This window comes from Bacillus sp. cl96 (genome assembly GCF_900100505.1).
Classification (GTDB): domain Bacteria; phylum Bacillota; class Bacilli; order Bacillales; family Bacillaceae_G; genus Bacillus_A; species Bacillus_A cereus.
On record NZ_FNDM01000001.1, the window covers coordinates 653,184 to 673,378 of the forward strand.

A 20,195-nucleotide genomic window follows, 5' to 3' on the forward strand; every position below is an offset into this window, starting at 1 on the left:
TATAAATAGATCAGCTTCTTTTCTATATAAATACTTCCAAAAATGGAGTATTTCATTCTACTTCCGATTTGGTTTTCCAAATCGAACTAAAACATGCCATAATAATTTTAATTCCTGAAGCACTTCTTCATAAGTTCCACGATCACTCCAAGATAATGGATTGCGTTTCAAATCCACTACAGCAGAGCCAATTATATTTGCATCGATACAATGATTCCGTGCAATGCGTCTTGCTAAAGATGGCATTTTTGAACCTCTAAAATCCATCGGAACTTCGTCTACCGCAAGTACAAAACCGATGTGCCAATACAAATCAATAGCATACTTCAGGCAAATTTCTTCTAAAACTCTTCCTACATCCGTACCCTTAAATGAAGGATCTGCAACAAGCGCTTCCACGTCTTCTTTTAGAGAAATCTCTCCATGAATCTGCGCTTCAATATAATGATTAAGATTATGGGCTGGCTCTTTGCTTACTACATCTATAAACGGCCTTTTCAGATTAGCCAGTAAATGATTAATTAATATTGTTGGAGTCAAATTTCCTTCACCAATTGCAAAATCTCTTACGAATGTCTCTTCCAAAAGAGCAGCTAAAATCATATCAAACTCCTCATAAGTCCCCTTTTCTTTCGGATCTTGATGCGAATCTAAATATGTATATGTAGAACGCGAAGAAACTTTTGGAGATAAGAGAAAATAACAGGAACCAAAACGCGGAGCCGGCCCATCTGGATGTAACATTAAATTTAGCGCTCCGTATTTTGGACGTTGATCATTCGTTACGCCTTCTAATTGATATGCCCCTCCAAATATTCTCTTTTCCCAAAGGTCACGTTCACCACCAGGATAAGCAGATACGCTTCCATTAGATAGCAATGTTTCAAACTGACTTTTATATACTCCTTGCTCAAATAGTGCTTCAGCAACACTTTTCTTACTCGAATCTAGTCTGTCTGGATGAAAGTGTAAAGCAATCCTTGCGTGAGATTTTAAATTAGCGACAGCCTCTTCAAATATTTCATCTGTAATATTAGACATTTTAAGTATATGATTAATCGTTGCTTTAGCCTCACGTTTTTCGTTCTCTGCATATTTTGAAATATACTCCAAAGCAAATAATTGAGATCTTGATAATTCCATAATCAAACCTCTCCTTTAATTAAAATGACCTTAATCATTTCAATTAAAAGCTTATTCTTTCCTTCTTATGAAACGAACCTAATTTATTTAAAAACGTAATTTACTAAATCTTAATTATGCATACACGCATTTTTCATAGGCAAATGTACACATTCTACAGAAATTTGATACCCTAGCCATCGCTCAGCAATATGTTCAAATGATAAAACAGATCCCGTTGTAAAAAAACGATGCTTCGGATTCAGATTGTCAGACAAAATTCCTTTGTGCTGTAAAATGGTACTTAACTCTATCGCTGTTTCTTCTGCAGAACTAATAATCGTTACATCTTCTCCTAGTTCCTTTTTTATATAGGACTCTAAAAGTGGATAATGCGTACATCCAAGAATTAACGTATCTATATCTTCTTTCGTTAATGGAAGTAAAGCTTGTTTCACTTGCTGCGTGACATATGCTATATCTTCTAATCGATTTTCTACAACTGTAGCTAAATTCGGACACGCATGACTATGCACTTCCAAATATGTATCAAGCTCGTGTAATGCTTTTTCGTACATATTAGATTTTATCGTACCTACAGTTCCAATTACTCCGATTTTCTCTTTCTTTGTTACTTTAATTGCCGCTCTTGCTCCTGGATGTATAACGCCAATAACTGGAATGGAAAGTGCTTCTTGCAGCTCAGTCAATGCAGCAGCTGCAGCAGTATTACATGCTACGACTAGCGCTTTTAATGGAAACTGTTTGAGGAACTCAACCATTTCAAATACGAAAGATTGCACCTCCTCTACACTTCTTGGCCCATACGGGCAACGCTTATTATCACCAATATAATAAATGCTTTCTTTAGGCAATTGTCTTATAATTTCGCTCGCAACTGTTAATCCCCCAACTCCCGAATCTAGCACACCTATTACTGAATGTTTATGACATACAGACATTTACTTCATCCCCTTTTCAATCATCTAGCGCTAATAACATGTATTATATTACGAAAATTCAAATATCACATAACAATCCCTCTTACTTTTAATCACACACTCTTCTCTATAATCTGATTATTACTATATCCATTGACGTATAAAAATACATTTGTTACTCTTAAAGACGTTAATTTAATATTTAAATCCTCATTCGTATCTCGGTGAGGTAGAGGTTGCAATCATTAAGAGTATCATTTCAGGAGATGTAGTGGCATTGATGAAGGAATGAGAAAGGAATGGTTGCCGAAGTAAGTCGTGTCCACCATGCACGCTTGCTGGGTCTGCATTTAATAAGTGCAGAACTGTCACAAACGTTTCGTTTGTGGAGAGCTATCGAGAGGTATGTCGTGGGTTTCTTATAAGATAGAAAGCATGTAGCGGCAAATTACGTGCTTTTTTTGTTTTGTTTGGGACTTCTCTTCCTGACTCAGGAAGACATACATATCTCCTCGCTTGACTTGGTTATACTAACTTTGGAGGTATTTTCTATGCAACAAAAAAAATGGGGCTTTTGGGTACTAACAGCTTTCGTTGTCGGTAACATGGTTGGCGCTGGTATTTTCATGGTGCCAAGTACGTTGGCACAAACAGCAAGCCCACTCGGTGTCACTTTAGCTTGGTTAACTACAGGGTTCGGTGTTTTAATGCTAGCTCTTGTTTTCGGTAATTTAGCAATTCGTCGTCCTGATTTAACGACAGGGCCACAAAGTCATGCATATGCTTTATTCTCAACACCAAAAAAGAAAAAAATGGCTGGCTTCAGTATGGTATGGGGATATTGGGTTGCAAACTGGGCAAGTAACGTTGCCATCATTACATCATTTGCGGGATATTTATCACTCTTCTTCCCAATTATGAAAGATACGCGACTACTATTTTCAATCGGCTCGTTTAACGTAGAAGTCGGAAAACTAATTACATTTACGATTTGTTCCATCTTACTTTGGGGAACTCATATTATATTAACAAACGGTGTAAGCGGAGCTGGAAAACTAAACTTCTTAGCAACAACAACGAAAGTAACTGGATTCCTTTTATTCATCGTCGTTACGTTATTTGCATTCGAAGCTTCTAAATTTGGACAATGGTATACACCGATGATTGATAAGTCAGGGGCATCACACGGTCTTCTTTCACAAGTGAATTTAGCTGCTCTTACAACACTTTGGGCGTTTATCGGAATTGAATCAGCTGTTCTTTTATCAAACCGTGCTGTTTCTCCAAAAACGGTAAAACGCGCAACAGTTGCGGGATTACTTATTACAGTTGCCATCTACTTAGGAATCACAATTTTAACAATGGGTGTACTTCACGTTGATAAATTACAAGCTTCTGAACGTCCATTAGCAGATGCACTAAACGCTGCAATGGGTCACGGCGGCGGGAAACTGATGGCATTACTTGCTCTTACTTCCCTGTTCGGTTCTATCTTAGGCTGGATTTTATTAAGCTCAGAAGTACCTTATCAAGCAGCAAAAGAAGGTTTCTTCCCTTCCTTCTTCACAAAAACAAATAAAAAAGGAAGTCCAATTTACTCATTACGATTAACAAACATTATGTCGCAAGTATTCCTATTCTCAACATTATCAGGAACCATTGCGGAAGCTTATACATTCGTTATTACCGTATCGACACTGGCCTACCTCATTCCATATCTCGTTTCACCAATCTTCCAGTTAAAACTAGTCGCAACTGGTGAAACATATAAAAATGAAATGCGGGCAAGAATTACAGATGGCATAGTCGCAGTTATCGCACTTTGCTACGCACTATGGGTTATTAAAACGGGCGCATCCGATATAAAAACGTTCCTTCTCGGAATTGGTTTATTCGTAATCGGATTTGCTTTCTATCCATTAATGAATCGTGATCAGAAAAAAAATAACGAAAAGAAAAACGGGCAAGTTGCATAACGCAATTTGCTCGTTTTTTCTTTTGTAAAACATATATAATAGAATAAAGAGGTGAAAAACATGTCAATCGAATCGCTATGGAGCAGTCGCTTCCAACAACATATTCAAAATATCATTACATACTTTGCACGTATGATTAACGGTTTACTATATAGCTTTATCTTTATTTCATGCGTTGGTGCATATTATTATGCTCAGTTTCTAAAAGCATCTCCTTCTAAAGGAATATCTTTAATAATTATAACGATTGTACTTACATTCATTATAACGAGATGCCCTATCCGTACATTTATTCAAAAACCTGATGCTGTCTATTTACTAGCACTAGAAGAGAAATTAACATCTTATTTTAAAAAATCTCTTCTATACAATTACATCATGCAGCTTTTCCCATTATTATTTACGTTCCTTATTCTCGTTCCACTTGCTATGCAATCATTGCAATTAACTGTACCTTTTTTATGTACAATCTTTATCGTGTTAATGATTACGAAAGCCTGGAACATGTACATACATTGGATGTGGCGTGATAGTCACGAAAAAAATATATGGCTAATCATTCGTATTACTTGTAACGCCCTAATCATTTACATGCTGTTTTATTCCGCAAATGTTCTCATATTGGGCGGACTACTCTTACTACTTGCTTTCCTACTTCTATATACGAAAAAACAGCCTACAAAACGAATACCGTGGGATTACATAATCGAGCAAGAAGAAAAAATGAACGTTCGTTTTTATCAATTTGCTAGCATTTTCACAGATGTTCCGCAACTGAATAAACAAGTAAATAAAAGAAAATGGCTTACAAATTGGATTGAACCTTTATTACATAAAAAACGAGCAACTTTCTTCTATTTACATACATTAGCATTTTTACGTGGAAATGATTATTTCGGTATATATATTCGCTTAGGATTGATCGTTGCCTTCGCCTTATATTTTATACCAAACATATACGTAAAAGGCGCTATCGCTTACATCGTTCTATATATGATTTCTATGCAGCTCCGTTCCCTGTGGAAATATTTTTCGGGAAATATTATTGTAGCATTATATCCAATCCATACTGAAGAAAGGATGAAGCAATTTCTTCACTTAATCTTTATATTGCTAAGTATTCAACTCATTGTATTTTCGAGTGTTATACTCATTGCTACAGGTCAATTTTTACATATCCTTATCATTATGATTGTCGGGTTACTCTGGATCAAATTTATTATTGTACCAAAAACGAAGCAAAGAATTTCCGCATTTTAACGAAAAGAATTATCTTAAAAGCCAAGGAGAAAATAAACTTTCTCCTTGGCCTTTTTATTTTTCTTCCTTAAACAAGAATCACCAGCACAACCAATGTATTATGATTTTTACATACAAAAATTATAATACATGTTTACGTCCTAATAAAAAGGGTATCTATTAAATTAACAAAGTAAAGGAGGGGCCTATATTGTGAATAAAAAAATGGAGCAATTGAAGCACCATGTTACGGATAATCAACGCAAACATGCTTTAACAACAAACCAAGGAGTAAAAATAGCCGAGGATGAATTTTCTTTAAAGATGGGCTTAAGAGGCCCAACCTTAATGGAGGATTTCCACTTTCGCGAGAAAATGACCCACTTTGATCATGAACGAATTCCTGAAAGGATTGTTCATGCACGCGGAGTTGGCGCTCATGGTTATTTTCAGCTTTATGAATCGTTAGAAGCATATACGAAAGCAGATTTTCTTACTAATCCTTCAAAGAAAACACCTGTATTTGTACGGTTCTCAACCGTTCAAGGTTCTAAAGGATCCAACGACACAGTAAGAGATGTACGCGGATTCGCCACAAAATTTTATACAGATGAAGGAAACTATGATTTAGTGGGTAATAATATGCCCGTATTCTTTATCCAAGATGCTATTAAATTTCCTGATTTTGTCCATGCAGTTAAACCAGAACCACATAATGATATTCCTCAAGGAGCTAGCGCTCATGATACCTTTTGGGACTTTGTTGCGCATAATCCTGAGTCCACTCATATGGTCATGTGGCAAATGAGCGACCGAGCTATTCCGCGTAGTTTACGAATGATGGAAGGTTTTGGAGTTCACACATTTCGACTCATTAACACAGCAGGAAAAGCCCATTTCGTAAAGTTTCACTGGAAACCTACCCTTGGGGTTCATTCATTAGTATGGGATGAAGCTCAAAGGATTGCTGGGAAAAATCCTGATTTTCATCGTCAAGATTTATACGAAGCAATTGAAAAAGGGGATTATCCTGAATAGGAGCTTGGATTACAGTTAATTCCAGAAGAAGATGAACATAAATTTGATTTTGATATTTTAGATCCAACGAAATTATGGCCAGAAGAAGAAGTTCCCGTAAAATTAGTTGGTAAAATGACATTGAACAAAAATGTTGATAACTTCTTTGCTGAAACAGAGCAGGTAGCTTTTCACCCTGGTCATGTCGTACCAGGTATTGATTTTTCAAATGACCCTCTTCTGCAAGGAAGATTATTCTCCTATACAGATACACAATTATCTCGTTTAGGGGGCCCTAATTTCCATCAAATCCCTATCAATCAACCCGTATGTCCTTTTCATAATAATCAACGTGATGGTATGCATCAAATGCAGATTCATCGCGGTCAAACAAGCTATCATCCTAACGGATTAAATAACAATCAACCTGCAACCGTCCAAGCCGAACAAGGAGGATATGAACATTATCAAGAAAAGATTGATGGGCATAAAATTAGAGGTCGTAGTAAAAGCTTTCTTAACTTTTATTCTCAGGCTAAACTTTTCTACAATAGTATGAGCCCTATTGAAAAGCAGCACCTAAAAGAAGCTTTTTGCTTTGAAGTTGGGAAGTGTAAATCAGACATGGTGAAGACAAATGTAATTGCTCTCCTAAACCACGTCGATCGTCAATTAGCACAAGAAGTCGCTAACATTGTTGGAGCTCCTTTACCTAAAGAAAATCACGAAGTAAATTCAGATGCAAAATCACCTGCACTAAGTATGTCCAATACTATTTTTAAATCTGATTCTAAAAATGTCGCAATTCTATTAAATGGTGACCCAAGCGTCTCCCTTCTGTCCGAATGGATTCAAGCTTTTGCACAGCACCGAATGAACTATAGCATCATAGATAATAAAATTTATCATTTCAATGATTCCATTAAAGTAACTGATACTTATACAACAACAGACTCTTCGCTTTTTGATGCAGTATTAGTGTTTAGTAGTGAGTCTGTCATTCACCCCCCTGTTTTAGAATTTACAGAAACTACTTTTAAACATTTTAAACCGATAGCTCATGTCCTTAGTAATCCTCATGCTTTGGACAATAGTAAAATTAAATTAGATGGAGCAGGAGTTTATAACTTAACAAACACTTCAATTGAATCATTTATAGAAGGTATTGCCCAAGGAAGATTCTGGAACCGATAATATAATATAAGGAGCGGATTAGAATGAGTAAAAAAATTGCTATTTTAATAACGGATTATTTCGAGGACACAGAATACACAGAGCCAGTAGGAGCTTTTAAACAAAAGGGATATGAATTAACAACTATTGAAATGGAAAAAGGGAAAACGGTACACGGTAAACAAGGAAAAAGTGAAGTCGTAATTGATAAAAGTATTGACGATGTTTCTCCAGAAAACTTTGATGCCCTCTTCATACCAGGCGGGTTCTCCCCAGATATACTTCGTGCAGATGAACGTTTTGTTCGCTTTAGTAAAGCATTTATGGATGCGGACAAACCCGTTTTCGCTATTTGTCACGGACCTCAGCTACTCATCACTGCACAAACACTTGAAGGACGTGATGTAACTGGATATAAATCTATTGAAGTCGATTTAAAAAATGCCGGCGGGAACTTTCATGACAAAGAGGTTGTCGTATGTCAAAATCAGCTAGTAACAAGTAGACAGCCAGAGGACATCCCAGCGTTTATTGAAGAATCGTTGCGTATATTAGGATAACTAACCTCCTTTTATTTACATGAAAATAGTTAATCAGTGAGGTTTTATTCATCCCCCACTGATTAATTAGCCCCCACCAACTGGTCGTTTACAGGCAATCCGACCACCACAAATAGCAAGATAAATAAAAAGAGGGGAATCCAAAAGTTCAGTTTTAATAATCTTTTGGATTCCCCCTTTTTCTCGCCCAAAAATTCCTTATCACTTTTCATAGGCAGTTCTCATATAGTGAAAATGACTATATAATTCCTATCCATAAGTTAAATAATGATTTCGCACATATATAAATACAAAAGATGGGAGCCTTATTTATGAATAACAATCCACCTTCAACGCCCCCAAATCCAACGGAAACGAATAATAATGAAGTGAGCTTACAAACGTTACGCGTTATTGGGCTAATTGTACTGATTAGTGGCTACATATTAGTAACGCTTTCTGAAGTAGGCACATTAAAAAATCTTTTGCTACAGCCTAGTACTACTCCAAATTTAGCTGAAGTTGATCCGTTCTAAAAATTATATAAAAAGCGAATCCCAGTATAACTGGTTCGCTTTTTATATAGTTTCATCCAATTTGAGAAACATTTCTCTCATCCTCATACTTCTCTTTCCCTATCGCTTTCATAAATAGTAAAATACTGCTCATACCAACGATAAAGTACAGAGCACTCATGCCCCAAGAGGCAATAAATGAACCTAGCATAACACCTAATGCCCCGTTCATTTTTGCCACTTGAAAGACCATTCCGTTAATCGCCATATAAGAACCTCTTGCCTCATTTGGCACCATATCTGCCATAATAGATTGACGCACTGGCACATACATCATCTCACCTACCGTTTGGAAAAGCCCTGCAATTAATAAAATCCATAAGCTATTGCTCGTTCCGAGTATTGTAAATCCAATTGTATAAATGAATAAACCTACATATAAGATTTTCAAATCGTTGAAGCTTTTCAGCATTTTAATAAGAAGTGCTGAACATAACACAATTAAAATTGTATTCTCTGCAGAAATCCAGCTCAGCATGCGAATCCCTGTTAAATCAAACGTAATACCATTCCCGAATAAAAAGTGCACCGTTTCAAATTCCTTCTGCAAGCGAACACCTAAATAATTATTAATTTGAAACTCTAAAGACAATGTACATATACTCGCTGCACAAAAAATTAAAAATGCTTTATCTTTCATCACGACTTTATAACTATCTGCCATACCTTTTAATACATTTTTCTTCTCTACTGTTTTTCTCACTACATACACTTCTTCCATATATACAGTCATCACATATAAAGTAATAATTGCAACAAGCGTTAATACGATAAACAATTGCAATCTATAGTTTTCAAATAGTAACCCACCAAATATTGCTCCAATCGCAATGGATAAATTAATAGCCCAATAATTAATGCTATACATTACTTTTCGATTTTCAGGTGTACTCACATCAATTAACATCGCCTCTGTCGCAGGATTCATAAGTCCAGATCCTAAACTATTCACTAGCATAAAGATAAATGTTAACCACGGTGAATCTACATAATCCGAATTCGCAACTCCCATACAAGCAATAGAAATGACTTGTATACTTTGACCGATAATCATAACCTTTTTACGCCCAAGCCGATCCCCAACATATCCACCGTATAAACCAATTACTAATGAAGCTATGACATTAATGAGTAGTAAAGCACCAGCAATCGCACTACCTAACTTTATTGAAAAATAAATCGCCATAAATGGAAAAATCATCGTGGACACAGTACGTGTTAAAAACGAAGTTATAATTCTAATTTTTATATTTCGATGCATACTCCAAAATCCCATTGTTTCCTCCTCCTTATGCTTACTTATTTTACTTTGAAAAAAAGGAAGAAAAAGGTTAGAATATTCTAAAGAGTTTCCCCTTTTATAGATAGAAGGAAGTGTATATATGAAAATTATGGACTATTACATTAGACTAAGACTACATGCACAAGATCAAAAACATATACAAAATAGCTTACAAGAATTAGCGGATGTTTTATATTGCAGTACGAAAAACGTAAAGATTTTATTAAAGAAAATGAGCGAGGAACAATTAATTAGCTGGACTCCAGGGCGAGGCCGCGGAAATAAAACGGAAATTCTATTTATACATAATTTCGTAGAAGCGATTGAATCCTATACAGATGAACTGTTAGCGCAAGAAAAATTAAAGGATGTTTTTCTTCTTTTAAAAGAACCTCTACCCCTTGCACTTCAAAAAAAGATAGAAAATAAACTACATCATCATTTTGGATACGAACCTTCAAATGATATGTACGACGTATTAAAGATTCCTATATCGAGAAAGATATTCCCATTAGATCCGGCTTTTGTGGCTGTAACTACAGAGAGCCATCTTACGAGTCAAATTTTTGATACGTTAGTCGTCTATAACGATGTTACTGAAAAAATGGAGCCTCACATTGCGCATACGTGGGAATTAAGTGAAGATGGACTTACGTGGACCTTTTATTTACGAAAAGATATATATTTTCATAACGAAACAATTTTAACTTCTAAAGATGTACAATTTTCATTTGAAAGACTAAAACAAGTTCAATCCCCTTTCGAATGGTTAACAGAAGAAATTATTCAAATTGAAACACCATCACCACTGCAAATTCGATTCCATTTAGCAAAACCAAATTTATTTTTCTTACACTATGTAAGTTCCATGCAGCTCGCAATTTTACCGCGTGATACGAGTATTCAAAATCATCATTATATAGGTACTGGACCTTTCAAACTTGCTCATTACTCTGAAGATAATATCGTACTCGAAGCGTTCACCCATTATTTTAAAGAGCGCGCGTTATTAGACCGTATTGAATTTTGGGGTATTCCTGACCATGTGCAAATAGATGCTGATTATGAACTACCAAACGAAGAGGAAAATGAAAGGCATGATATACAAATAGAAGAAATAGGTTGTATTTATGCTAGCTTCAACTTTAAAAAACCTGGTCCTCATCACGACATTTACTTTCGAAAAGCTTGGAGAGAACTATATGATGTTGAAATGATACTTCGTAACATAGAGGGTAGACGGACAATTGCTGCATCAAGCTTCTTCCCTGATAGAAGCCGCCTTGCAACAAGAAGATCCTACTCTTTAGAAAAGGCAAAAGAGTATTTGAAAAAGAGTACATATAATGGAGAAACGATACATATTTACTTCTTCGCATTTAAAGATAGTGCAAATGATGCATATTTCTTAAAAGAACGATGTGAAAGTTTAGGTATACAAGTAGCGCTTCACCCATTTCCCGTTTCAGATTATATGGATCGCTCTATTGATAAACATGCTGATATTATTTTCATGGGAGAAGTCTTTGCTGCCAATCATGAAATTGCATTCTTAAATGTATTTAAAAATAAAAGTTGCTTCGTAAATCGGTTCATAGACCCGCACTACGAAAAACAAATTAACTGTTTACTAGATACATTTTTACTAGAAGAAAATAAAGAAAAGCGTTATGAACTCATGTATGAGATTGAAGAGTTTTTACAAGCAGAATACATCATTTTATTTAACTATCACGTTTTAAAAAGAAAAACATACCCTTCTTCTTTAAAAAACGTAACAATTGATTCATTCGGTTGGGCAAATTTTGCGAAGTTATGGATACAGCCATCCACGTCTTAAAATGCGATTCATTATAAAAGGAGAAGGTACTACATCCTTAGTAGTACCTTCTTCACATACAAATATAAACTATTATTTAATTACTTCATCTAAGTGATCTTTCAAGTTCAATAAATATTGCTCAATATCCGGATTCTTCACCACATCATAACAAGCAAAACTCTTTAACGGACTCATACCGAGAAACTTTTGCACGCGGTGTAAATGACTAAGCGCTGATTCTAAACTTTCTCCTTCAAAGAACTTCGTCTTATCTCCAAATGCTTTTTCAGGTGCATTCCAAGTTGTAGAGAACATATACTCTTTCTCTTTTAATAAACCACCTGTTCCATATTCATCTGCACCTTTAAAGAACAAACCGTATTCATATACTTCATCCATATACGTTTTAAATAAGCCCGGTACACTAAACCAATAAATCGGTGTTTGATAAATAACAACATCGGCCCATAAAAACTTATCTTGTTCTTCTTTAATATTGTAACCATCTTGAATCGTTGTTGTTTTCACATGATGATTCTCGCCTAATACAGTAACCATATAATCTACTAACGTTCTATTTAATCGTCCTTCCTTTGTACCGTATTTTTCATGTCCATTTATAATAAATATATTTTTCATTACTTTTCTCTCCCCTATATGATCTATCCTTCGGCTATTAAGCCGAGTTGCTGCTGTAGTGTAAGATTATCTTCTAAATGCCAATCTTCCGTTATCTTTCCGTCTTTCACATGTAAAATATCAATTGCAAAAAAATTAATTTTCTTACCATTATGCGTTCCTGTAAAAGAAAGACGGGCTGTTACTTTATCACCAACAACTAATAAGTCTTCAATCTCACAATGTATATCAGGCACAACTTTACGAAAATTTTGCGCTGCAAACTTTAATCCTTCAATGCCTTGTGGTCGCCCTTTCGGCAATGTATTATCGAAAAATTTTTCAGTAACAGTCTGCGGAATAAGTTCCTCCTTACCTGTATCCCAAAATGCATAAAAACGCTGCGCCGCATGAACCATTTCTGTCGCTTCTTTTTTACTTAGTGAGGGATCAATTGTCATTGCTTTTGGCCTTGGCATTTCTTTTAATAACTGGACTTCAGTTTTTTGTTCCACACCACATGCTACAAGCACAATACAAATAACAAACAAACTAAGGAATCCAAATAACTTTTTTATCCCCATGGAAATCACCACCTCCTCATATAAATCCTTTATGTTTCGTATTGCTATTGTATATGCACTAACTTCATTTATGGAAGTAGTGATATTTTTTTCATATAGTTACCAAAAGTATAGTTTTGTGATACTATAAAGCAAATTCATCCAAAAAAATTTTATGGAGGCTTGTTCCATGAACAATATAGATCCAGTTGAATTAACGAAAGGTTTACCTGGCATACCTTGTCCTATCGCTAAAACGCTTGATGTAATTAGTACAAAATGGACATTTTTAATCATTCGTGATCTTCTTATCGAAGGAACATTACGCTTTAGTGATTTACAAAAATCAATGGATGGGATTAGTCCAAAAACATTATCGCTTCGACTAAAAGAATTAGAATCGCAAGGCATTATAACGAGAAAAGTATATCCAGAAGTTCCGCCTCGTGTAGAGTACACATTAACGGATAAAGGAAAACAATTAGAGGGGATTTTTATTGAATTAAAACGGTTTGGGTTAAGTTTATAAAACAAAAACCCCTTACAGTCGTAAGGGGCTTCATTACTTCGCAAAACTTTCAGCCAACTGTTTCTCTCTCCACATAAATGTAATAGCGAGACCAACTATTAAAACAACTCCTGAAAATGCATATGGATAATGAATATTCATATCAAATAATATTCCGCCCATCGCTGGTCCTGCGATATTTCCTAAACTCGTATAAGTCGAGTTCATTCCAGCAACGAATCCTTGCTCTTTTCCAGCTGCTTTTGATAAAAACGTCGTTAAAGCTGGACGAAGTAAATCAAATGCTAAGAAAATGAAGCAAGTAACGAGAAGTACAATCCAATAATTAAAGACTACAGTTGAGACGAATGCTAATACTGCACCTACAATTAAACATATTTGAATTAATACTTTCTCACCGAACATGTCTACCAATTTGCCAAACATAAATACTTGCACAACTACCCCAAAGATTGAACTGATTGTAATAATTGCTGCAATATCTTTCGGCGAGAAACCAAATTTATGATCTGAGAATAAGCTAAACACAGTTTCATACGCCGATAATCCGAATGCGAGTACAAATACGATAATAAATGCAATTGCATACATTGGATGTAATGATTTCTTTAAATCACCAATAAAACTTGATTCTTTCGTATTAGAAGAAATCTCTGCAAGTTCTTCTTTCGTTAACGGTTCTTTTAAAATAAAGATTGAAATCACACATGCTATAAAAGCAATTGCTGCTGCAACGAAAAACGGCACACGTATACCGTATTCTGCAATAAATCCGCCGATTCCAGGCCCTATAATGAATCCAGTACTAATAGCCGCAGATAAGTATCCCATCGCCTTTGGACGTTCCTGAATAGATGTAATATCCGCAACATATGCCGTAACACCAGGCATAATAAAAGCAGCACTAATTCCGCCTAATACCCTTGCCACATAAAGCATCCACACATCTTTTCCTAATCCAAAAAGAAGCTCTGAAACACCAAAAATAAATAATCCAATGATTATCATTTTCTTCCTACCGTAAAGATCAACCCATCGGCCTGTAATAGGTGAAGTAATGAGCTGTGCCATTGCAAACACTGCAACGAGATATCCCATCGTCTTCCCTGTTAAATGCATATCATTCATAAAGGACGGCATAACCGGAATGATTAATCCAATCCCTAAAAAAGCGATAAATATATTACTCAAAAGAATAACCAATACCATCTTTTGTTCTTTTATCGGTTTCTTCACTTTTTAACACCTCTTCCCATAAGTTCCTCTCAAAAAATAATACCCAAGAAGCTTTTTCTTTATCCTGCTCTTTGCGGGCTAGTAATGAGTGAGGATGCCTCCACTCATTAGAATTTCACTCTATCCTTCTACACATACATAAGTATTAGGTGAATGACTATCATTCAGTTTTCCTCAAAAATGAACCTACCTTTTCAGACAGGTTCATCTTACTACTTCTTTATATGTAGTGCATGTGTTAAAAAATCTAGTACTTCTGCCTTTTGCAAATCCACTTGCTCATCATCTTTATGATCATATAAATAAACTTGTTCCGCTGCTGATTCAACAAGAGCGATAAATAACTTCGCTGTTCGCTCTGCGTGAACCGAATCACGAATTTCACCGGCTTCTTTCGCCTCACTTAAAAATTCGCTTAACCACATATAAAGAGGCTCATACACAGCTTCCCACTCTTTTATATGTTCAGTAGATGCAAGACCTGCATACATTAAAGCTTGTATTTCACGGTATTCCTCTATAAAGTGAAACACCGCATCGATTACTTGTGCCACTTTATTTGAAAAAGGTACATCTTTTTGTACTTTTTCTTTCACTGCAAGTATCATCTTTTCAACCATCACTTCTGCTATTGCAGGCATAACAGATAGCTTAGAAGGAAAATATAAATAGAAAGTTCCTTGCGCAATGCCAGCTAATTTCACGATATCAGAAATCTTCGTTTTTTCGACGCCCTTTTCCTGAAACACTTCAATAGCTGCATAGACAATTTTCTCTTTTTTATTCATCATCTAAACCCTTTCACACGCATATTGAATGACTGTCACTCATTTTATAAGATAATCGATTGTACTGTCAATGATAGTGAACTCTAAGAGGAAATCATTTTTTTATAATAAAATCTCCTAATAAACAATTAGGAGATAAAAATGCAATATATCTTTAAGAAAGTGCCTTTAATCCTGTCACTCCACATACAATAAGAAACACACTAATGATACGCGCTTTACTTTTCGACTCACCAAACAAGAACATGTTTAACAAAACTGCACCTGCTGTTCCGATACCAATCCAAACCGCATATGCGACACTTACTTGTAAAAATAAGAAGGAAGTATACAAAAATGCGAAGGATGTAGCAAACCCACCGATATAAATTGCACCATTGGCTAATGTCTTATCTTTACTGTACATTTTAAGACCTATCACACCGACTATTTCACTAATTGCAGCACAAAATACGAAAAACCAACCCATCTTTAAGCAGCTCCTTCCACAGTTTCTTCTTTATTATCAGCTAGCTTTAAACCGATAACGCCAGCTACAACCATCACGATAAAAAATAACTTCCCTACACTGAAACTTCCACCGAAAAGAAATACATCCATTAAGAAAGTACCTACCGTACCAGCTCCGGCGAAAACAGCATATACAGTCCCTGTTGCAAGATGTTCACACGCTTTAGAAAGGAAGTGAAAATCAACAGCGATAACTCCTAAAATAATAATCCAATGCCACCAAGTATTGGCTGTATTAAAACCAAACACCCAAAAAATTTCAAAGATACATGTTAATATGACATATAACCAAGCTCTATTTTTCATACCTCTCACCTCTTATGACTGACTATCAGTCATTTTTATTTTAAAAAAATATACTCTTTCATCAATACTATATAAAAACAACTATCATCCTCATTTACCATTGTATTTGTTCCATTTCTAAGCTAACTGCATCCTGTCACATAAAAATGACTGAATGTCATTCATATATATTGTACATGAACATTTTAAAAACTGTCAATGCCGAAAGTTTATTTAAAATTTCTTTCATCTGATTTGTATATTTCTTAATAATCTGTCAATACTGCTAGTAACATAATATTTTCTCCACTCCCCCTTGGAGAGATCCCTTGAATGGAGCAGTTAGCTTTTGCTAGCTGCTCTTTTTTATTTGTCCGCACACTTATGATGAAATACTCATAGATCAAATCCATTTTTCATCACATAACAACCATCTATTTATTTTCCAATAAGTTTTTGTATGCACGAATTTTATTCTCAAGCATCTTCTCTGTAACCTCTAAGTTTTCTCTTTGAATCTGAATAGATTTCCTATGATCTTCTAGGAGCTGTAAACGAGCTTCTGTTGTATGCTCCCCTTCTGTATATAATCTAGCGTATTCTCTTATTTTCGCTATTGGCATTTGCGTTTGTTTTAATTTCATTACAAACTGCAACCACTTTATATGTGACTCTTCGTAAAGTCGATTTCCATTTGTATCACGATTTGCAATTAATATATTTTCCTTTTCATAATAACGTAGTGTATGTGTGCTCACGCCTAATAATTTTGCTACCTCGCTAATTGTGTACATACTAAAACTCCCTTCACATGCTTACCCTCATATATTTTATAACCGTATCAAATTTATAAAAAACGTTTGACTTAGAGTATACTCTAACAAATACAATCTAACCATAAATGAATTTGAATTTAGGGGGATTTTATATGAAATACACTGTTATTACTGGCGCAAGTTCCGGAATTGGTTATGCAGCAGCTTTAGCATTTGCATCTCGCGGAAAAAATTTAGTACTTGTAGCTCGAAGACAAGAAGAATTAAACGGATTAAAATTGAAAATTAACGAAATGCATCCTGAGTTGGATGTTGTCATTCGAAAAACTGATTTATCTGTGACTGAAGATGTTTATAAACTTTATGAAAGCCTACAAGCTTTTCAAATTGAAACGTGGATTAACAACGCAGGTTTTGGTAATTTCGCCTCAATTGCTGAACAAAATTTAAATAAAATAGAGACGATGTTGCATGTCAATATAGAAGCACTAACAATACTCTCTTCTCTTTTCGTTCGAGATTATTCAATGATTGATGGAACACAGCTTATTAACGTTTCATCGGGCGGCGGATACACAATTGTTGCTGATGCTGTTACGTATTGCGCTACGAAATTCTATGTAAGTGCATTTACAGAAGGGCTGTCTCACGAACTGAAAGAACAAGGCGCAAAACTGCAAGCAAAAGTTTTAGCTCCTGCTGCAACTGAAACAGAATTTGCGAAGCGTTCATTTGATATTGATGAATTCCAATATGATAATGTTGTACCAAAATTCCACACTGCAAAACAAATGGCACAATTTATGCTCGACCTTTATGATAATGATAAAGTTGTAGGAATTGTCGACGGTTTAACGTATAACTATGAACTTAAAGATCCACTTTATAATTTTGCCGTGAGACAAAAGAATTCAAATTCTTAATAACCTGTCCATTTCTTATGGAAATATATGTTCCCACTATATATGTAAATAATAGTGGGAACTTTTTCTCTATAAATTTTTCATCCAACATACCGCACCATCGCCACTTCATCACAATAATCCACCTTTGGACAATGTCTACAATCAATCCATACTTTCTCTGGCAACGATTCTTTATTTATAAAATCAAATCCACACTTTTGAAAAAATACTGTTTCATATGTTAAGGAAATTACTCTTCTTACATTTATTTTCGTAGCTTCCTCCATTACATGATTTACGAGCATACGCCCTATCCCTTTCCCTGCATATGTATGCGAAACTACTAACGATCGTATTTCTGCAAGATCTTCTCCTAATACATGCAATCCAGCAACTCCAACAATTCTCTCATCTTCTTTCATAACATATAAACATTGCAAATATTGATAAAGAGACAAAAGAGAACGTGGTAAAACAACTCCCTCTTTTGCATAAACCTCAATAAGACTATAAATTTCTTTCACATCACTCGTCACTGCATTACAGATTTTCATATTACATCCCCTTGCCCCTCAATATTAATATTTATAACTTAAAATGAATTTTAATTCATAATTTTATATAATAATACATCTCTCTTTTCTCCTCGTCAATCAATTTATACAAACAAAAAACCAAGCAATCTAATCGATGCTCGGTTCCTCATTTCGTATCGGCAATACCGTCGAATATTTAATTTCACGAAGTGCTAAACTTGTCTGTATCCTTGTAATACCAAGCTTATTCAACTTTCTAATAAACTGCTCTAGTTCTTTACGATCACGATTTGCAACCTTTAATAAATAATCGTACTCTCCTGTTAAACAGTGACATTCTAACACTTCCGGCATCGATTCTAATTCTTTCTCCAACACTTCCAACTTGTCAAATTGATGAATATTCGTACTCATAAAAATAAAACATAATAAATCAAACCCAAGCTTTTCTTGATTTAAAATCGCAACTTGCTTATCGATGAAACCTTCCCCATCCAATCTTTTTATTCTTGCATGCATCGCAGCCGGTGATAAATTAACGCGACGTGCCAGCTCTGCATTACTTACTTGTGACTCCTTCTGCAATATATCTAAAATTTGTACATCCAAATCATCCAACACTTTAATAACAGACGACTCCATTACAATTCCCCCTTTTTTCTTACCGATGATTATTCGAAAAAACACCTTATACCTTACAAAAAACTGAATATCATTCCGTAAATATCATTCGCAACTAAAGATTTTATCGAATTTTCACCATTATACAAAAGAATATATTACATAATAAAGAAAAATGCTAAAATTATTTACAATTCGTATTGATTACAAAAAAGGGGATTTTAGCATGCCTTATTTTTACGTCTTTTTACTATTACTAACGAGCTTATTATGGGGAGGAAATTTTGTCGTTGGAAAATCACTCGTCGATCATGCATCGCCGATGACACTGACAAATTTAAGATGGATGATTGCGATTGTTTGTTTATTACCGATGGTATGGTTTAAAGAAAAGAAAATCCTTCCACCACGTACCGCAATACTTCCTTTAATATTGATGGGAATTTCAGGGGTCGCTCTTTTTAACATCTTTCAATTTTTAGCATTAGAAAAAACATCCGCTACGAATGTAGGTCTTATCTCTACATTGAATGCAATTTCAATCGCATTATTTTCAGTATTATTTCTAAAAGAAAAAGTAAATACACTCCAAATCCTATCCATGATTCTTTCATTCTTCGGGGTTATCCTCGTCCTATTAAAAGGTGATTTCTCGCTTTTATTTTCACTACATTTTAATAGCGGCGATTTATGGATGATTGCAGCAGTTTGTATTTGGGGAATCTATTCTGTTTGTAGTAAATGGGCAACAAAAACAACTACACCACTTATGGCAACGTTGTACTCTGGTATTTTCGGCGTTATTTTATTACTACCGTTTAACATAGGTAGCTTCACTGTTTCAAATATAAATACTTCTTTCATCACATCACTTTTATATACTGGGCTTATTTCGACAGTTCTTTGTATGGTATTTTGGAATATTGGCGTACAAAAATTAGGCGCAACTACATCAGGTATTTTTCTAAACTTCAATCCAATTTTCACAGCCATTTTAGCATTCATATTCCTCGGAGAAGAATTAACGTGGATACAAATTTTAGGAACAATTGTCGTTGTAACAGGGTGTTATTTATTTTCTCATTTCAAAACTGTTGCCGTTCAGCCTGTTAGACCTTTAATGCGAAAACATTCTTAATGAA

At 35.0% G+C, this 20,195-nt stretch carries 21 protein-coding genes, 1 pseudogene and 1 riboswitch; of the genes and pseudogenes, 9 read left to right on the forward strand and 13 right to left on the reverse strand.

Annotation, left to right across the window (positions count from 1 at the left end; all coding sequences use genetic code 11):
* Positions 1-57: 57 nt before the first annotated feature.
* Entirely contained in the window at positions 58-1,143 is a 1,086-nt protein-coding gene (locus BLT20_RS03620; RefSeq protein ID WP_000423679.1) for a DUF3626 domain-containing protein, read from the reverse strand.
* A 110-nt stretch (positions 1,144-1,253) separates the two neighbouring features.
* The gene (racE, locus tag BLT20_RS03625) at positions 1,254-2,084 is read right to left on the reverse strand and encodes a glutamate racemase (RefSeq protein WP_000109672.1); all 831 of its coding nucleotides are present in this window, start codon (positions 2,082-2,084) and stop codon (positions 1,254-1,256) included.
* 201 nt (positions 2,085-2,285) lie between these two features.
* A riboswitch (Lysine riboswitch) is annotated at positions 2,286-2,467 on the forward strand.
* Positions 2,468-2,614: 147 nt separating this feature from the next.
* Between racE and BLT20_RS03630 the strand changes: the two genes are divergently transcribed.
* From BLT20_RS03630 to BLT20_RS03645, 4 genes and pseudogenes are all read left to right on the forward strand, one after another.
* Positions 2,615-4,039, forward strand: coding sequence for an amino acid permease (locus tag BLT20_RS03630; RefSeq protein WP_001186301.1), 1,425 nt, complete (start codon positions 2,615-2,617; stop codon positions 4,037-4,039).
* 60 nt (positions 4,040-4,099) lie between these two features.
* Entirely contained in the window at positions 4,100-5,299 is a 1,200-nt protein-coding gene (locus BLT20_RS03635) for an ABC transporter permease (RefSeq protein ID WP_073339903.1), read from the forward strand.
* A 192-nt stretch (positions 5,300-5,491) separates the two neighbouring features.
* Positions 5,492-7,489 (forward strand): annotated as a pseudogene (locus tag BLT20_RS03640) (catalase).
* A 23-nt stretch (positions 7,490-7,512) separates the two neighbouring features.
* Positions 7,513-8,028, forward strand: a complete 516-nt coding sequence (locus BLT20_RS03645) for a type 1 glutamine amidotransferase domain-containing protein (RefSeq protein WP_000037548.1) — start codon at positions 7,513-7,515, stop codon at positions 8,026-8,028.
* Positions 8,029-8,090: 62 nt separating this feature from the next.
* Here BLT20_RS03645 and BLT20_RS30475 read toward each other — a convergent pair whose 3' ends face one another.
* On the reverse strand, positions 8,091-8,240 hold the full coding sequence (locus BLT20_RS30475) for a hypothetical protein (protein WP_162900581.1): 150 nt from the start codon (positions 8,238-8,240) through the stop codon (positions 8,091-8,093).
* A 99-nt stretch (positions 8,241-8,339) separates the two neighbouring features.
* Between BLT20_RS30475 and BLT20_RS03650 the strand changes: the two genes are divergently transcribed.
* Complete coding sequence (locus BLT20_RS03650; RefSeq protein WP_001063866.1) at positions 8,340-8,543, forward strand: hypothetical protein; 204 nt, start codon at positions 8,340-8,342, stop codon at positions 8,541-8,543.
* 52 nt (positions 8,544-8,595) lie between these two features.
* On the opposite strand, the gene BLT20_RS03655 is transcribed toward BLT20_RS03650, so the two are convergent.
* A complete protein-coding gene (locus tag BLT20_RS03655) occupies positions 8,596-9,858 on the reverse strand; it encodes an MDR family MFS transporter (protein WP_000508209.1) in 1,263 nt (420 codons plus the stop codon).
* A 106-nt stretch (positions 9,859-9,964) separates the two neighbouring features.
* Here BLT20_RS03655 and BLT20_RS03660 point away from each other — a divergent pair, with 106 nt between their 5' ends.
* Positions 9,965-11,704, forward strand: a complete 1,740-nt coding sequence (locus BLT20_RS03660) for an SgrR family transcriptional regulator (RefSeq protein ID WP_000699825.1) — start codon at positions 9,965-9,967, stop codon at positions 11,702-11,704.
* A 72-nt stretch (positions 11,705-11,776) separates the two neighbouring features.
* Here the strand turns inward: BLT20_RS03660 and BLT20_RS03665 are convergent, their stop codons facing one another.
* Together BLT20_RS03665 and BLT20_RS03670 are read right to left on the reverse strand one after the other, a co-directional pair.
* A complete protein-coding gene (locus BLT20_RS03665; protein ID WP_000789191.1) occupies positions 11,777-12,325 on the reverse strand; it encodes an NAD(P)H-dependent oxidoreductase in 549 nt (182 codons plus the stop codon).
* Between the two features lie 23 nt (positions 12,326-12,348).
* On the reverse strand, positions 12,349-12,888 hold the full coding sequence (locus BLT20_RS03670) for an ester cyclase (RefSeq protein WP_000511563.1): 540 nt from the start codon (positions 12,886-12,888) through the stop codon (positions 12,349-12,351).
* A 169-nt stretch (positions 12,889-13,057) separates the two neighbouring features.
* On the opposite strand from BLT20_RS03670, the gene BLT20_RS03675 reads away from it, so the two are divergent.
* Positions 13,058-13,396 (forward strand): winged helix-turn-helix transcriptional regulator, encoded by a 339-nt coding sequence (locus tag BLT20_RS03675; protein ID WP_001059470.1) that lies wholly within the window; start codon positions 13,058-13,060, stop codon positions 13,394-13,396.
* 33 nt (positions 13,397-13,429) lie between these two features.
* Here BLT20_RS03675 and BLT20_RS03680 read toward each other — a convergent pair whose 3' ends face one another.
* The 5 genes from BLT20_RS03680 to BLT20_RS03700 all read right to left on the reverse strand — a co-directional run bounded on the left by BLT20_RS03680 (position 13,430) and on the right by BLT20_RS03700 (position 17,009).
* A complete protein-coding gene (locus BLT20_RS03680; RefSeq protein ID WP_000742952.1) occupies positions 13,430-14,632 on the reverse strand; it encodes an MFS transporter in 1,203 nt (400 codons plus the stop codon).
* A 212-nt stretch (positions 14,633-14,844) separates the two neighbouring features.
* Positions 14,845-15,423, reverse strand: coding sequence for a TetR/AcrR family transcriptional regulator (locus BLT20_RS03685; RefSeq protein ID WP_002025356.1), 579 nt, complete (start codon positions 15,421-15,423; stop codon positions 14,845-14,847).
* Positions 15,424-15,574: 151 nt separating this feature from the next.
* Entirely contained in the window at positions 15,575-15,889 is a 315-nt protein-coding gene (locus BLT20_RS03690) for a DMT family transporter (RefSeq protein WP_000539671.1), read from the reverse strand.
* Positions 15,890-15,891: 2 nt separating this feature from the next.
* A complete protein-coding gene (locus BLT20_RS03695; RefSeq protein WP_000796022.1) occupies positions 15,892-16,236 on the reverse strand; it encodes a DMT family transporter in 345 nt (114 codons plus the stop codon).
* Positions 16,237-16,649: 413 nt separating this feature from the next.
* Positions 16,650-17,009 carry a MerR family transcriptional regulator gene (locus tag BLT20_RS03700; protein ID WP_000288065.1) on the reverse strand — a complete coding sequence of 120 codons (360 nt, stop codon included), beginning with the start codon at positions 17,007-17,009 and terminating at the stop codon, positions 16,650-16,652.
* A gap of 134 nt (positions 17,010-17,143) precedes the next feature.
* Between BLT20_RS03700 and BLT20_RS03705 the strand changes: the two genes are divergently transcribed.
* Positions 17,144-17,914: an SDR family NAD(P)-dependent oxidoreductase gene (locus tag BLT20_RS03705; RefSeq protein WP_000878068.1), complete on the forward strand. Its 771-nt coding sequence runs from the start codon at positions 17,144-17,146 to the stop codon at positions 17,912-17,914.
* Between the two features lie 80 nt (positions 17,915-17,994).
* Here BLT20_RS03705 and BLT20_RS03710 read toward each other — a convergent pair whose 3' ends face one another.
* Both BLT20_RS03710 and BLT20_RS03715 read right to left on the reverse strand, forming a co-directional pair.
* Positions 17,995-18,450: an N-acetyltransferase gene (locus BLT20_RS03710; RefSeq protein WP_000686665.1), complete on the reverse strand. Its 456-nt coding sequence runs from the start codon at positions 18,448-18,450 to the stop codon at positions 17,995-17,997.
* Positions 18,451-18,579: 129 nt separating this feature from the next.
* On the reverse strand, positions 18,580-19,074 hold the full coding sequence (locus tag BLT20_RS03715) for an Lrp/AsnC family transcriptional regulator (RefSeq protein ID WP_000446097.1): 495 nt from the start codon (positions 19,072-19,074) through the stop codon (positions 18,580-18,582).
* Between the two features lie 205 nt (positions 19,075-19,279).
* Between BLT20_RS03715 and BLT20_RS03720 the strand changes: the two genes are divergently transcribed.
* Complete coding sequence (locus tag BLT20_RS03720) at positions 19,280-20,191, forward strand: DMT family transporter (RefSeq protein WP_001146242.1); 912 nt, start codon at positions 19,280-19,282, stop codon at positions 20,189-20,191.
* The last annotated feature ends 4 nt before the right edge of the window (positions 20,192-20,195 follow it).